Consider the following 14,343-nt stretch of genomic DNA (forward strand, 5'->3'; position numbering starts at 1 on the left):
CCGGGCCCCCTACCATGGTTCGCGCGCCCGCCCGGGCGCGGTCGAGGGCGCCGAACGGGCGCCGGGAAGGGGTCACGTGGTCACCCGAGGGCCGAGCGAGGACGAGCTGGTCGAGAAGATCATCGACATCGACGTCACCTCCGAGATGGAGACGAGCTTCCTCGAGTACGCGTACTCCGTCATCTACGCCCGCGCCCTGCCCGACGCCCGCGACGGGCTGAAGCCGGTGCAGCGCCGCATCCTGTACTCGATGGACGACATGGGGGTGCGGCCCGACCGCCCGCACGTGAAGTGCGCCCGCGTCGTCGGCGAGGTGATGGGCAAGCTGCACCCCCACGGCGACTCGGCGATCTACGACGCGCTCGTGCGCATGGGGCAGTCGTGGGCGATGCGGCTGCCGGTCGTCGACGGCCACGGCAACTTCGGTTCGCTGGACGCCGGCCCCGCGGCGATGCGCTACACCGAGTGCCGGATGGCGACGGCGGCGTCCGCCATGGTGGCCGACATCGGCGCCGACACCGTCGACTTCAAGACCAACTACGACGGCCGCGGCACCGAGCCCGTCGTCCTGCCCGCGGCGTTCCCCAACCTGCTCGTGAACGGCTCGACCGGCATCGCGGTCGGCATGGCCACCAACATCCCGCCACACAACCTCGTCGAGGTCGTCCAGGCGCTCAAGCACCTGTTGAAGCACCCCGACGCCACGGTGGAGGACCTGATGCGGTTCGTACCCGGCCCCGATCTGCCCACCGGCGGCAAGATCGTCGGTCTGGAGGGCATCGCGGACGCCTACGCCAGCGGCCGCGGCGTCTTCCGCATCCGCGCCACAGCCCGCATCGAGCAGACCTCCCCGCGCCGCCGCGGCATCGTCGTGACCGAGCTGCCGTACATGATCGGCCCCGAGCGGATCATCGAGCAGATCAAGACGCTGCACCAGAACAAGAAGATCACCGGCGTCGCCGACATCAAGGACCTCACCGACCTCGTCAACGGCACCCGCCTGGTCATCGAGGTCAAGAACGGCATCAATCCCGACGCGCTGCTCGAGCAGCTCTACAAGCTGACCAAGCTGGAGGACAGCTTCGGCATCAACATGGTGGCCCTCGTCGAGGGCCAGCCGCAGACGCTGTCGCTGCGCGACGCCCTGGTCGTCTACGCCAACCACCGCCTCGACGTGACGCTGCGGCGGACGCGGTACCTGCGGCAGCAGGCCGCCGACCGGCTCCACCTCGTCGAGGGTCTGTTGCTGGCGATCGTCGACATCGACGACGTGATCGCGATCATCCGGGGTTCGGACGACGCCGAGGCGGCCCGCACCCGGCTCATGGAGGTGTTCGACCTCACCGAGCTGCAGGCCACCTACATCCTCGACCTCCGGCTGCGTCGCCTCACGAAGTTCAGCCGCATCGAGCTGGAGACCGAACGCGACGAGCTGCTGGCCCGGCTCGCGGAGCTGGACGAGATCATCGGCAGCGACGAGGCGCTGCGGGCGCTCGTCGCCGCCGAGCTCGACGCGATGGCGCGCACCCACGGCACTCCGCGTCGGACGGTGCTGCTCGCCGGCGGCGGCACCACCGTCACCGCCGCCGCCACGCCGCTGGAGGTGGCCGACGACCCCTGCACCGTCATGCTCAGCTCGGCGGGCCTGCTGGCGCGCGTCGACAGCCCGGAGGCGCTGCCGAGCGGCGGACGCCGCGCCCAGCACGACGTGATCGTCTCGGCGATCCGCACCACGGCGCGGGGCGAGTACGGCGTCCTGACCTCGGCGGGGCGGGTGCTGCGCGCCCATGCCATCGAGCTGCCGAGCGTGGCGCTGACCGCCGACGCCCCCAATCTGCAGGGCGGCACGCTGGCGTCCGAACTGCTCGACCTCGCCGCCGGGGAGCGACCGTTGGCGCTCACACGGCTCGGGGCGGACGCCACCTGGGCGCTGGGCACCGAGCGCGGCGTCGTGAAGCGCGTCAACCCCGAGGTGCTGACCAACAAGGACGCCTGGGAGGTCATCCGCCTCGAGGAGGGCGACGCCGTGATCGGCGCGGTCGAGCTGACCGACGAGACCGCCGAGCTCACGTTCGTCAGCTCCGACGCCCAGCTCCTGCACTTCCCGGCCGCGGCCGTGCGCGCCCAGGGCCGCGCCGGTGCCGGCATGGCGGGCATCAAGCTCGCGGCCGGTCAGAAGGCGGTGTTCTTCGGCGCGGTCGGCGACGACGCGGTCGTGGTGACGGTGTCGGGTTCGGCCTCGGCGCTGCCCGGTACGGAATCGGGTTCGGTGAAGGTCACCCCGTTCTCGGAGTACCCGCCCAAGGGCCGGGCGACCGGCGGCGTCCGCTGCCACCGCTTCCTGAAGGGCGAGGACGCGATCGTGCTGGCCCACGTGGGGGCGATTCCGGTGATCGCGGCGGCGGCGTCCGGTGCGCCGGTCGACCTGCCGCCCGCCACGGGCCGGCGCGACGGCTCGGGCACGCCGGCGGTCCAGCCCATCGCCGGCGTCGCGTCCCGGCGCCACCCCGAGGCGGACGCCCCCGCCGCCGGCTGAGTCAGACCCGCTGCTCCAGCAGGCCGGTGTCCACGTCGTACAGGAAGCCGCCCACCTCGGCGCGGCCCGCCACCAGGGGGTGCTCGCGCAGCAGGGCGACGTCGGCCGTGAGCCGGCCCTCCTGGTCGGGGTCGGTGCCGAAGTCGAAGTCTCCGGCGTCCAGGCCGGACACCTGGAGGATGCGTTCCCGGATGCCGGCACTGTCGGCCGCTGCGGCAGCGCACTTGGTGTGGTGGACGACCAGGATGCGGTCGACCCTCAGCAGGTGCACCCCGAGCACGCAGCCCACCAGCGCATCGGGCGTGACCCGGGCCCCGGGGGTGCGCAGGAACTTCGCCTCGCCGAGCATCAGCCCCACCATCTCCAGGGGTTGGAGGCGTGAGTCCATGCACGTGATCATCAAGACGCCCGCGTGCGCGATGCCGTCGAAGCCGCGGGGTGCGCTGTTGGCGTAGCGCCGGTTGGCGGCGAGGAGATCTGCGAACGGCTCGGCTTCCATGGGCTGGATCGTAGCGACGCGGCGGGCGGCTGCGGTCCGCCGTCCACCCCGGGGCGGCCGTCGCTGGGACGCCTGCTGCCTCAGGCGTCGATGCGTTCCGCGTCGAGGGCGTAGGCACCCTCGATGATGAACTCCTTGCGGGGGGCCACCTCGTTGCCCATGAGCTTCTCGAAGGTCGCGACGGCCTGCTGCAGCGATTCCCCCTCCTCCACGGTGATGCGGCGCAGCGTCCGGAACCGCGGGTCCATCGTGGTCTCCTTGAGCTGCTCGGCGTCCATCTCCCCCAGACCCTTATAGCGCTGCGGCTCCTTGAACCCGGTGCCCCTCTTGGTGAGCTCGGCGAGCTTTCGCTGGTACTCGGCCTCGGTGTAGGTGTAGGTGTACTTCTCCTGGCCCTTGCGCGGGTTCGTCAGCTCGAACCGGTGCAGCGGCGGCACGGCGGTGTAGACCTTGCCCGCCTCGAGCAGCGGGCGCATGTAGGTGAAGAACAGGGTCGTCAGCAGCGTTCGGATGTGCGCGCCGTCGGAGTCGGCGTCCGCCATGAAGATCACCTTGCCGTAGCGGGCGGCGTCCAGGTCGAACGAGCGGCCCGACCCGGCCCCCACCACCTGGATGATGGCGGCGCACTCGGCGTTCTTCAGCATGTCGCCGACCGACGCCTTCTGCACGTTGAGGATCTTGCCCCGAATCGGGAGCAGCGCCTGGAACTCGGAGTTCCGCGCCATCTTGGCCGTCCCCATCGCCGAGTCACCCTCGACGATGAAGAGCTCCGTGCGGTCCCCGTCGTTGCTGCGGCAGTCGGCCAGCTTGGGCGGCAGGCTGCTCGACTCCAGCGCGTTCTTGCGCCGCTGGTTCTCCTTGTGCGCCCGGGCGGCCACGCGGGTTCGGGCCGCCCCCACCGCCTTCTCGAGCACGGCGCGGGACTGCCCTCGCTGCGTCGGCTTGGTGGAGGTGAGGAGGGTCAGCAGCTCCTGCTCCACGATGCGGGTGACGAGCCGGGCCACCGGAGGCGTGCCGAGCACCTCCTTGGTCTGCCCCTCGAACTGGGGCTCGGCGAGCCGGACGGTGACCACGGCCGTCAGCCCCTCGAGAATGTCCTCCTTGACGACCTCCTCGCCGGCCTTCAACAGCCGGGTGCCATCCAGCGCCTTGCCGACGGCGCGCACCAGCCCGCGTTCGAAGCCGAGCACGTGCGTGCCCCCCTTGGGGGTGGCGATGATGTTCACGAAGGAGACCACCTTCGTGTCGTAGGTGTCGCTCCAGCGCAGCGCGACGTCGACCTCCAGGTCACGCTCGACATCGGTGGGGGTCATCGCCCCGGCATCGTCCAGCATCGGGACGGTCTCGGTGAAGCGGTCCGCGCCGCCCAGCCGCCAGACGTCCGTGACGGGCGTCCCCTCGGCGAGGAAGTCCGCGAACTCCGAGATGCCCCCGGTGTGGAGGTGCGTGTCGACGCGCTCGGCGCCGGCGACGCGCCGGTCGTCGACCGCGATCTCGAGGCCCGGCACCAAGAAGGCCGTCTGGCGGGCCCGCTGGGCGAGCTGGGTGCCGGAGAGCTCGGCGTCGGCCAAGAAGATCTGCCGGTCGGGCCAGTAGCGGATGCGGGTGCCGGTGCGTCCCTTGGCCACGCGCTTGCCCTTGTGCAGGGTGTTGTCGGGGGTGAACGCGGCGTTCGGGCCCTCGCCGTCGAACACGCCGGGGACGCCGCGCCTGAACGACATCAGCCAGGTCGCCCCGTTGCGGTCGACCTCCACGTCCAGCCGCGCGCTCAGCGCGTTCACGACGGACGCCCCCACCCCGTGCAGACCGCCGGTCGCGTTGTACGAGCCGCCGCCGAACTTGCCGCCGGCGTGCAGCTTGGTGAAGATCACCTCGACGCCCGACAGGCCCGTCCGCGGCTCGATGTCCACCGGCATGCCGCGGGCCTCGTCGTCCACCTGCACCGACCCGTCGGCGTGCAGCGTGACCCGGATGCGCTGCCCGAACCCGGCCAGCGCCTCGTCCACCGCGTTGTCGATGATCTCCCACATGCAGTGCATGAGGCCGCGGGTGTCGGTGGAGCCGATGTACATGGCCGGCCGCTTGCGCACCGCCTCGAGGCCCTCCAGCACCAACAGGTGCCGGGCCTCGTACTCGCGGCTCTCGGCCTTCGGCTTCGTCTGGGTCGTCGTCACGCCCCGCAGCGTACCGGGGCTCTCCGACAACCTTGGTGACCCACTCCGCGACCGTCCGGGGGTCGCGGGGCGGCCTCCGCCAGGACACGAACGTGTGACGATCGTGCGTCGTCGCCGGGAATGTTGTGCGCAGCGAGTACCGTCAGGGGCGTCGGGAACAATCCTCCGCACGGCGGCGTTGAACCCGGTGTCACCGACTTGGACCGCCGATGAAAGGAAGGCCGATGACCACGACCGTTCTGGACGGGCTCACCGCCGCCGACCGCTGCGATCGCTGCGGCGCTCAGGCCTACGTCCGCGTCACCCTCCCCTCCGGCGGCGAGCTGCTGTTCTGCGGCCACCACGGACGGGCGCACTCCGACAAGCTCAAGCAGGTCGCGCTCAACATCCACGACGAGACCAGCAAGCTGTCCTGACGAGTCCCCCGAACCGGACAGGGCCCGGCACCGCACGCGGTGCCGGGCCCTGCTGCATGCAGGCCGACGTCGGGGGCCCGGGATCAGGCCGCCAGCGACTCCAGCATGGCCACCCGGGTGGCGACGTCGTGCGCGGTGGCGGTGACCATCAGCTCGGCCAGGCCTGCGTCGGCGACCAGCTCGGCCAGGCCCTCCCGGACGGCGTCCGGGGTGCCGACGTACTTGGTGGCCACCAGGGATGCGGCGTCGTGGGCGGCGAGCCGGTGGGCGGCCTCCTCGGGCGTGACGATCGGCTCCAGGCGTCCGGTGCGCAAGCCCAGCCACATGACCTTCGCCGGGCCGGCGAGCCAGTCCGCCTCCTCGGGCGTCGGCGCGGTGATGACCGACGTGCAGACCATCGGGTACGGCTCGGCCAGGTCGGCCGACGGGACGAACGCGTCGCGGTAGAGGGCGATCACGGCCGCCGGGTCGAGTTGCCCGAAGTGCCCGGCGTAGCAGTAGCGCAGGCCGAGGCGTCCGGCCAGGCGGGCGGAGTAGTCCGAGGAGCCGAGCAGCCAGAGATCGGGGTAGCTGGACGCCGCAGGCGTCGCGGTCAGCGTGGTGCCCAGGCCGGTGCGGACGCCGGACGGGCTGAGCCACGCGCGCACTAGGCGCAGGTGTTCGTCGAACTCCTCGTGGCCCAGGCCCTCCTGGGTGCGGCGCAGCGCCCAGGCGGTGATCTGGTCGGCGCCCGGCGCGCGACCGATCCCGAGGTCGATGCGGCCGGGGTGCATGGCCTCGAGCGCGGCGAACTGCTCGGCGATCACGTAGGGGCTGTGGTTGGGCAGCATCACCCCGCCCGAGCCCACGCGGATCCGCTCGGTGCGGGCAGCCACCGCGGCGATGAGCACCGGGGGCGTCGTGGCGGCCACGGACGGCATGTTGTGGTGCTCGGCCACCCAGAACCGCTCCAGACCGAGCCGGTCGGCGGCTTGCGCGAGGGTGAAGGTGTCGGCGAGGGCGTCCGCAGACGTGCCGCCGGCGCGCACCGTGGAGAGGTCGAGGACCGAGAGCGGAACAGGGAACATGCCTTCCGCAACGTCGTCACCGACGGGCGCATTCCCACCGCGACAACGACGAAGGGGGCAGGATGGGCGTCATGCGGAGCATCACCTGCCACCTCGGCGACATCACCACCGAACGGGTCGACGCTGTCGTCAACGCGGCCAATTCCTCCCTGCTGGGCGGCGGCGGGGTCGACGGGGCGATTCACCGCGCCGCCGGGCCGGGGTTGCTCGCGGCGTGCCGGGAGCTGCGGCGCACCTCGCTGCGGGACGGCCTGCCCGTGGGCGACGCGGTGGCGACCGACGCCTTCGACCTGCCCGCCCGCTGGGTGATCCACACCGTCGGCCCCAACCATCACGCGGGCCAGACCGATCCCGCGTTGCTCGCGTCGGCCTTCCGTCGGTCGCTGGAGGTCGCGGCCGGTCTGGGGGCGGCGTCGGTGGCCTTCCCAGCGATCAGCGCCGGGGTGTACGGCTGGGACGCCGACGAGGTCGCCCGCATTGCGGTGGACGCGGCGCGCCACACCGTGGCAGCAGGGGTCGATGACGTCCGCTTCGTGCTGTTCTCCGAGGAGGCCCTGGCGACGTTCCGCCGGCATGCGGCCGGGTGATCCTGTCGCGTCCTCTCACTTGATAACGATTCTCATATGCAGCTACGGTGGGGCGCATGCCACGCCTCTCCACGTCGTCCGCGACCATCCACACCCGTCCCCTGACCATGACAACGCCGCTGCGCCTGCTCGCCACTGGGGTGGCGACGACGGGCCTGTTGGGGCTCGCCGCCTGCGCGACCACACCGCCGACCGCGATCGCACCCACCGCCGCCTCATCCCCCACGACGGCGGAGGAGACACCTCGACCCCAGAAGGAGGTGTCCTCGATCGGCCCGCGTCTCGTGATCGCCCACGACGGCGGGTTGCTCACCCTGGATGCCACCACCGGAGAGATCGTGGCCGACGTGGCGCACCCCGGGTTCCTGCGGCTCAACAACGCCGGTGACGGCCGGCACGTGCTCGTCAGCGACGGCGACGTCTTCCGCCTGTTCGACGCCGGCATCCAGGCCCGGGCCCACGGCGATCACCACCACTTCTACACCTCCGAGATCGGCCTGACCCGTACCACCTTCCTCGCGCCCCACGCCGGCTACGTCGTCACCCACGCCGGCCGCACGACGCTGTTCGCGGATGGAACGGGCTCCATCCAGGTGATGGATGCGCGCTTCGTGGGCGATCCGCTGCGACATGTCGAGCACCACGCCACCGACGCCCCGCACCACGGCGTCGCGATGGTGCTGGCCGACGGCAGCCTGCTCACCACGCAGGGCACCGAGGACGAGCGGCGCACCGTCCAGGTGCTGCGCGACGGCGCGGTCGTCGCGGAGACCACCGACTGCCCCGGCGTGCACGGCGAGGCCGCTGCCGCGCCGACGGCGTCCGGCGACGTTGTCGCGCTCGGCTGCACCAACGGCCCGGTGGTGCTGCGGGACGGGGCGTGGCACAAGGTGGCCGTGCCGGACGCCTACGCCCGCTCGGGCAACCTGTTCGGCCACGAGGCCTCGTCGGTCGTGCTGGGCGACTACAAGGTGGATCCGGACGCCGACCCGGTCGAACGCCCCACCCGGATCGCCCTCATCGACACGCGGACCAACGAACTCGATCTCGTGGATCTCGGGTCGCCCTACTGGTTCCGCTCGTTCGCCCGCGGGTCGCAGGGCGAGGCGCTGGTGCTCACCTATGACGGGGAGCTCAAGGTCTTGGACGAGCAGGGCTCAGTGCGGCACGAGGTGCCCGTGATCGCCCCGTGGGAGGAGAAGGCCAGGTGGCAGGATCCCGGCCCGCTGGTCAAGGCAGCCGACGGCTTGGCCTACGTCACGGACGCCGCCGCCCACACGGTGAGCGTCGTCGACCTGAGTTCCGGAACCGTGACCGCGACCCACCAGCTGCCCGTGACGCCGGTCGAAATGGTCGTGGTGACCGGCCATCCGGAGACCGAGCGCCCCGCCGGGTGACGCGCTCAGCGACGGGTGTCGGATCTGTGGGCCGGGACGCGGTGAGGTGGGTTGGTCCCGGCGAGGTCACGCACCCTACGATGCGGTGTCACCGTCGAACACTGGGGGAAGTTCACCATGAAACGCATCCTTGCGGCCGCCTGCTGATGGCCCTGGCAGCATGCTCGTCAGCCACGCCGGCGCCGGAAGAAGCACCCATGACGACCCGTCCGCCGGCATCGACTGGGCAGACCCCGATGCCCACCGGCTCACTGACGCCAGCGCCCACCGTCGCAACGACGCCAACGCCCGCCGATACATCCTCCGCGTCAAGCACCCGAGGGGACGTGGTGAAGGAGATCGGGCAGCGGGCGGACGTCACGGACGAGGCGGGGAACCTCCTCCTCGACTTCACGGTGACCCAGATCGAGGTGAACCCGCAGTGCACGTCCCCGTTCGAGCAGGCACCGGAGCACGGCAACTACCTGGCGCTTTCGCTGGACGTGACGACGGCCAGTGATTGGGACCCAGCCGAGTCTCCGGTGTTCTTCGATTCCAGCTCGTGGACCGTCATCGGGCCGGACGGCACGACGGAGAACAGCTCGATCGGCAACGGGTGGAGCTGTCTGGGCGAAGCGGTGTCCCTGCCCGGGCAGATCGACCCAGGACAGCACCTCGAGGGCAAGGTCGTCCTCGACACGGCCTACACATCGGGGGCCGTGATCCTCCGACTTCCGGGGCAGACCTCGGGCGGATGGGAGTGGACGTACTCCAGCTGAGCAGGCAGCCACGGAGTTCATTGCGTCTCTGTCGAGGCACCGGGGAAATGGTCTCACCTCCGAACGACCTTGCTCCGGGCGCGGCGATCCGTTGCCCAATCGGGCTGCAAATCGGCAGTCCATTGCCGACGAGGCCGTGCCCGGGCGTGCCGCCGAGGGGCGCGATCCCGGATCGAGTCCGATGGGGGTGCTGGCGACCTGGGCCCCACCCCATGATCGGTGGGGATCGGCTCTTCCATCGTCCGCGGCCTGGGAAACCCGGCATCGTGGGGAACGGGCGTCCCCCAAGGGAGGCTGCCACCCTGCCGAAGCCGTCGCCACCCTGCCAAAACCGTCGCCACCCTGCCAAGTCCGTCGCCACCCCATCCCAGTTCCACGACCCTGTTGTTGCAACGCTAGGGGGGTCGGCTTAGGGCAGGGAGGCGACCGCTCGGGTAGGGAGGCAGCCGCTTGGGCAGGGACGCGACCACGCGGGCAGGGAGCTGAGGTGCGCGGAGCATCGCGGGGCGGCGTCGGTCCCCGCCGACGACCTCGCCGCGCTGACCGGCGGCCTTGATTGCCGCTCAGACCCGTGGGTGGGCTTGTCAATCGGCCTCAGCGCCGGCCCGCCGCACCATGCGGATCTCGCGGATCCCGGGCAGGCCGCGCACGTCCTGGATGCCCCCGTCGGGCACGAACCCCTCGCGGCGGTAGAACGCGATCGCCCGCTCGTTGCCCTCGAGCACCCAGAGGTAGGCGTCGGCGTCCCCGATGGTGGTGTGAAGGAGGGCTTGGCCGAGCCCGGTGCCCTTGACCCGGTCGAGGAGGTACAGCATCTCGAGCTCCAGGGCGATGCCGGCCTCGGCGTCGCGCGCCGCGCCCGCGTGGGAGAGCCCCGCGATGCCGGCGGCGTCCTCGGCGACCCAGAAGTAGCCGCCGTCGAGCATCCGGCTCTCCCAGTGTGCGACGACCCCGGGGCGTCGGGACGACAGGCCCGCCAGGACGTCGGCGGGCAGCAGGTCGGCGTAGCTCTCGCACCACGCCGCGTCCTTCATCACCGCCATGGCGTGCAGGTCGAGCGGGGTCGCCTGCCGGATGTGGGGCACGTCAGTCCAGGTAGTCCCGAAGCACCTGCGAGCGCGACGGGTGCCGCAGCTTGCTCATCGTCTTGGACTCGATCTGGCGAATCCGCTCGCGGGTGACGCCGTAGACCTTGCCGATCTCGTCGAGGGTCTTGGGCTGGCCATCGGTCAGGCCGAAGCGCATGCTGACCACGCCAGCCTCGCGCTCGCTCAGCGTGTCGAGCACGTCGTGCAGCTGCTCCTGCAACAGCGTGAAGTTCACGGCCTCGGCCGGCACGACGGCCTCGGAGTCCTCGATCAGGTCGCCGAACTCCGAATCGCCGTCCTCGCCCAAGGGCGTGTGCAGCGAGATCGGCTCGCGGCCGTACTTCTGCACCTCGACGACCTTCTCGGGGGTCATGTCGAGCTCCTTGGCGAGCTCCTCCGGGGTGGGTTCGCGGCCCAGGTCCTGCAGCATCTGCCGCTGGACGCGCGCGAGCTTGTTGATGACCTCCACCATGTGCACCGGGATGCGGATGGTGCGGGCCTGATCGGCCATGGCGCGCGTGATGGCCTGCTTGATCCACCACGTCGCGTAGGTCGAGAACTTGTAGCCCTTGGTGTAGTCGAACTTCTCGACCGCGCGGATGAGGCCGAGATTGCCCTCTTGGATCAGATCGAGGAAGAGCATGCCGCGGCCGGTGTAGCGCTTGGCGAGCGACACCACGAGGCGGAGGTTCGCCTCGAGGAGGTGGTTCTTCGCGCGGCGGCCGTCCTCGGCGATCCACTCGAAGTCCTCAGCGTCCTTGGCCTTGACGCGCCCCTCGGTCCGCGACTCGTCGGCGAACAGGCCGGCCTCGATGCGCTTGGCCAGCGTGACCTCCTGCTCGGCGTTCAGCAGCGCGACCTTGCCGATCTGCTTGAGGTAGTCCTTCACCGGGTCGGCCGTGGCACCGGCCACCATGACCTGCTGCTCCGGCTCGTCGGTCTCGTCGGCGTCGGAGACGACGAAGCCCTCGTCCTCGGTGAGCTCCTTCTCCTCCTTCGCGGCCTCGCTCTGGTCGAAGGTGTTCTCGTCGACGTCGTCCAGGCTGCGCTTCTTGCCGCCCACGGTCAGGACGACCTCGTCGCCCTCGCGGGCGAACTTGACGTCCTGCAGCCGCTCGGGGCTCAGCACCTCGGCGACGGTCGGCGTGTCGGCCTCTCCGCCCTCGACCGCGTCCAGCGCGATGTCCTCGTCCGCCAAGTCGTCGGGCGCCTCGTCCTCGCCGGGGGCGTCGCCCGTCTCAGTCGGCACCGCCTCGTCGGTCTTCGCACGACGCGCGCTGCCAGCGGCCGGCTTGCGGCCTCGCTGCGGCAGCGCAGTCACGTTGTCGGTGGTGTCGTCGGACGCCTCCGCCGCCGCCTTGCTGCGGCTGCGGGTCGGCTTTGCCTTGCTGGACGACGTGGTGGACGCTGCGGACGTGGCGCGTGGAGTCACCTAGGCCCCTCCCCCGGGATGTAGCTGCTAGGGCGTGCGTCGGCCGGGTCTTGTCAACGGCTGGCGCACTCGCCATTGTGTCACGCCGAGCTACCCCACCCAAATGTCGGAGGCGGCCACTAGCCTGTCCGGGTGTCTTCGAACTTGCCTGTCCCACCACGCGCCCCCCAGCGGCCGTTCACCCGACTCGTGCACGGCGACGCGGTGGAGGACCCCTATCACTGGATGGCCGACAAGACCGACCCCGCCTTCACCACCCACCTCGAGGCGGAGAACGCGTACGCGGACGCCCTCACGGCCCACCTGAGCGACCTGCGCGAGGAGCTGTACGAGGACATCAGCGCACGCACGAAGCAGACCGACCTGTCGGTGCCGCTGCACGTCGCCCACAGCGACGGCACGGCCTATTGGTACTACAGCCGCACCGTGGAGGGGCTGGACTACCCGTTGTCGTGCCGGCTGCCGGCCACCTCGCGCGACGCCATCCCCGACGTCACCGAGCCCCACCCCGACGAGGTGGTCATCCTCGATGGCAACGCGCTGGCGCAGGGCCACGACTTCTCGGCGCTCGGCTGGTCGGAGGTCTCTCCGGACGGACGCCGGCTCGCCTACGCCGTCGACCACACCGGCGACGAGCGCTACGACCTCGTCGTGCTCGACCTCGCCACCGGCGCCGTCCTCGACGACACCGTCACCGGCATCGGCGCCGGGGGCGCCTGGGCCGGCGACGACTGGATCTTCCACACCCGCGTGGACGCGGCCTGGCGCCCCCACGAGGTGTGGCGCCACCGCATCGGCTGTCTCGACGACGACGCCCTCGTGCTGGCCGAGCCCGATGCCATGTTCTGGCTGGGCGTCGGCTCCAGCCGTGACGACGCCTGGGTGCTGGTGGAAGCTGCGAGCCGCACCACGTCGGAGACCCATCTCGTGCCCGCCGCCGACCCCACCGCGTCGCCGCGCTGCGTGGCCCCCCGGCGCCCCGGGGTGGAGTACGCGGTGGAGGTCGGGCCCGACGCGCTCTGGATCCTCCACAACCACGACGCGCCGCAGTTCAGCCTCGCCCGCGTCCCCCTCGCGACCCCGGACGCCCCGTGGGAGACCGTGCTGGCCCACGACCCCGACACCCGGCTGGTGGACGTGGCCGTCTACGACGCCGCCCTCGTCGTCAGCCACCGCACGGCCGGGCTGCCCGGCATCCGCGTGTGCGACCGGCTGCCCGGCGGGTTGCTCGGCCCGGCGCGCGAGCTGGAGTTCGACGAGCCGCTCTACGACGTGGGTGCCGAGGACGCCCCGGACGCCGACACCGACCGCATCCGGTTCGGCTACGAATCGCTGACCAGCCCGCCGTCGGTGTGGGAGTACCACTTCGCCACCGGGGAGCGTCGACTCCTCAAGGAGTCCGAGGTGCGCGACCACCCGGTGCACGGGCCCTACGACCGGACGCGGTACGTCGCCGAGCGCCTGTGGGCCACCGCAGAGGACGGCATCGCGGTGCCGATCTCACTCGTCCGCCACGTCGACACCCCGGTCAACGGCACCGCGCCCGGGTTGCTCACCGGGTACGGCAGCTACGAGATCCCCAACGACCCGCACTTCGCCACCAGCCGCATCAGCCTGCTCGACCGGGGGTTCGTCGTGGCGATCGCCCACGTCCGCGGCGGTGGAGAGCTGGGGCGGCCGTGGTACGAGGGCGGCAAGGAGCTGGCCAAGACCACCACGTTCACCGACTTCGTCGCGTGCGCGCGCCTCCTCGTCGATGCCGGTCACGTCGCGCCCGACCGGCTGGCGATCGAGGGAGGTTCGGCCGGCGGGCTGCTGATCGGTGCGGCGGTCAACCTCGCTCCCGACCTGTTCCGTGCCGCGCACGCCATCGTGCCGTTCGTGGATCCCCTCACCACCATCCTCAACCCCGAGCTGCCATTGACGGTCATGGAGTGGGAGGAATGGGGCGACCCGCTGCACGACCCGCAGGTGTACACCTACATGAAGGACTACTCCCCCTACGAGAATGTCGACGCCGGGCCGTACCCCGCGATCCTGGCGTCCACGAGCTACCACGACACCCGGGTCGAGGTGACCGAGCCCGCCAAGTGGGTGGCGCGCCTGCGTGACCGGGCCACCAACCCGCCCGAGCGGCCCATCCTGCTGCGCACCGAGATGGCGGGTGGACACGGCGGGGTGTCGGGTCGGTACAAGGCCTGGCGGGAGCGCGCGTGGCAGCTGGCGTGGCTCATCGACCAGGTGGGGCGTGGGGCGTCCGCGCCGCAGGTCACCCGCGCGGGGTGACCCCAGGACAGATCTGCGTGTACGACCACGGTCTACGATCGCACCCCCGGCTCCCTTCCTAGGGGTGGTTCAGGGGGTCGACCGAACAAATCCGACGCGTTTG

The 14,343-nt window shown here is 71.2% G+C and carries 11 protein-coding genes; 6 read left to right on the forward strand and 5 right to left on the reverse strand.

The genetic code is table 11. From position 1 onward, the window contains the following. The first annotated feature begins 76 nt into the window (after positions 1–76). Complete coding sequence (locus IFY26_RS05730; RefSeq protein ID WP_232548043.1) at positions 77–2,536, forward strand: DNA gyrase/topoisomerase IV subunit A; 2,460 nt, start codon at positions 77–79, stop codon at positions 2,534–2,536. 1 nt (position 2,537) lies between these two features. Here the strand turns inward: IFY26_RS05730 and IFY26_RS05735 are convergent, their stop codons facing one another. Beyond that, on the reverse strand, positions 2,538–3,035 hold the full coding sequence (locus tag IFY26_RS05735) for a beta-class carbonic anhydrase (RefSeq protein ID WP_232548044.1): 498 nt from the start codon (positions 3,033–3,035) through the stop codon (positions 2,538–2,540). A gap of 80 nt (positions 3,036–3,115) precedes the next feature. After that, on the reverse strand, positions 3,116–5,209 hold the full coding sequence (locus IFY26_RS05740; RefSeq protein WP_232548045.1) for a DNA gyrase/topoisomerase IV subunit B: 2,094 nt from the start codon (positions 5,207–5,209) through the stop codon (positions 3,116–3,118). Positions 5,210–5,433: 224 nt separating this feature from the next. Here IFY26_RS05740 and IFY26_RS05745 point away from each other — a divergent pair, with 224 nt between their 5' ends. Continuing rightward, positions 5,434–5,625, forward strand: a complete 192-nt coding sequence (locus tag IFY26_RS05745) for a DUF7455 domain-containing protein (protein ID WP_232548046.1) — start codon at positions 5,434–5,436, stop codon at positions 5,623–5,625. Positions 5,626–5,708: 83 nt separating this feature from the next. On the opposite strand, the gene IFY26_RS05750 is transcribed toward IFY26_RS05745, so the two are convergent. After that, entirely contained in the window at positions 5,709–6,692 is a 984-nt protein-coding gene (locus tag IFY26_RS05750; RefSeq protein ID WP_232548047.1) for an LLM class flavin-dependent oxidoreductase, read from the reverse strand. Between the two features lie 71 nt (positions 6,693–6,763). Between IFY26_RS05750 and IFY26_RS05755 the strand changes: the two genes are divergently transcribed. From IFY26_RS05755 to IFY26_RS05765, 3 genes are all read left to right on the forward strand, one after another. Then, positions 6,764–7,279 (forward strand): O-acetyl-ADP-ribose deacetylase, encoded by a 516-nt coding sequence (locus IFY26_RS05755; RefSeq protein ID WP_232548048.1) that lies wholly within the window; start codon positions 6,764–6,766, stop codon positions 7,277–7,279. Between the two features lie 56 nt (positions 7,280–7,335). Then, entirely contained in the window at positions 7,336–8,676 is a 1,341-nt protein-coding gene (locus tag IFY26_RS05760; RefSeq protein ID WP_232548049.1) for a hypothetical protein, read from the forward strand. A 329-nt stretch (positions 8,677–9,005) separates the two neighbouring features. Beyond that, positions 9,006–9,434, forward strand: a complete 429-nt coding sequence (locus tag IFY26_RS05765) for a hypothetical protein (RefSeq protein ID WP_232548050.1) — start codon at positions 9,006–9,008, stop codon at positions 9,432–9,434. Positions 9,435–10,018: 584 nt separating this feature from the next. Here IFY26_RS05765 and IFY26_RS05770 read toward each other — a convergent pair. Together IFY26_RS05770 and IFY26_RS05775 are read right to left on the reverse strand one after the other, a co-directional pair. After that, positions 10,019–10,519 (reverse strand): GNAT family N-acetyltransferase, encoded by a 501-nt coding sequence (locus IFY26_RS05770; RefSeq protein WP_232548051.1) that lies wholly within the window; start codon positions 10,517–10,519, stop codon positions 10,019–10,021. Between the two features lies 1 nt (position 10,520). Then, a complete protein-coding gene (locus IFY26_RS05775; RefSeq protein ID WP_232548052.1) occupies positions 10,521–11,954 on the reverse strand; it encodes an RNA polymerase sigma factor in 1,434 nt (477 codons plus the stop codon). Between the two features lie 132 nt (positions 11,955–12,086). Between IFY26_RS05775 and IFY26_RS05780 the strand changes: the two genes are divergently transcribed. Beyond that, positions 12,087–14,240, forward strand: a complete 2,154-nt coding sequence (locus IFY26_RS05780; protein WP_232548053.1) for a S9 family peptidase — start codon at positions 12,087–12,089, stop codon at positions 14,238–14,240. The last annotated feature ends 103 nt before the right edge of the window (positions 14,241–14,343 follow it).

Origin of the sequence: Propioniciclava soli (assembly GCF_014858005.1) — a bacterium.
In the GTDB taxonomy this organism is placed as follows: Bacteria; Actinomycetota; Actinomycetes; order Propionibacteriales; family Propionibacteriaceae; genus Propioniciclava; species Propioniciclava soli.

What these genes read in the sequence shown, in the direction of transcription:
- IFY26_RS05745 (WP_232548046.1), top strand. Translation starts at nt 5,434, where the DNA reads ATGACCACGACCGTTCTGGACGGGCTCACCGCCGCCGACCGCTGCGAT.
- IFY26_RS05755 (WP_232548048.1), top strand. Translation starts at nt 6,764, where the DNA reads ATGCGGAGCATCACCTGCCACCTCGGCGACATCACCACCGAACGGGTC.
- IFY26_RS05760 (WP_232548049.1), top strand. Translation starts at nt 7,336, where the DNA reads ATGCCACGCCTCTCCACGTCGTCCGCGACCATCCACACCCGTCCCCTG.
- IFY26_RS05735 (WP_232548044.1), bottom strand. Translation starts at nt 3,035, where the DNA reads ATGGAAGCCGAGCCGTTCGCAGATCTCCTCGCCGCCAACCGGCGCTAC.
- IFY26_RS05750 (WP_232548047.1), bottom strand. Translation starts at nt 6,692, where the DNA reads ATGTTCCCTGTTCCGCTCTCGGTCCTCGACCTCTCCACGGTGCGCGCC.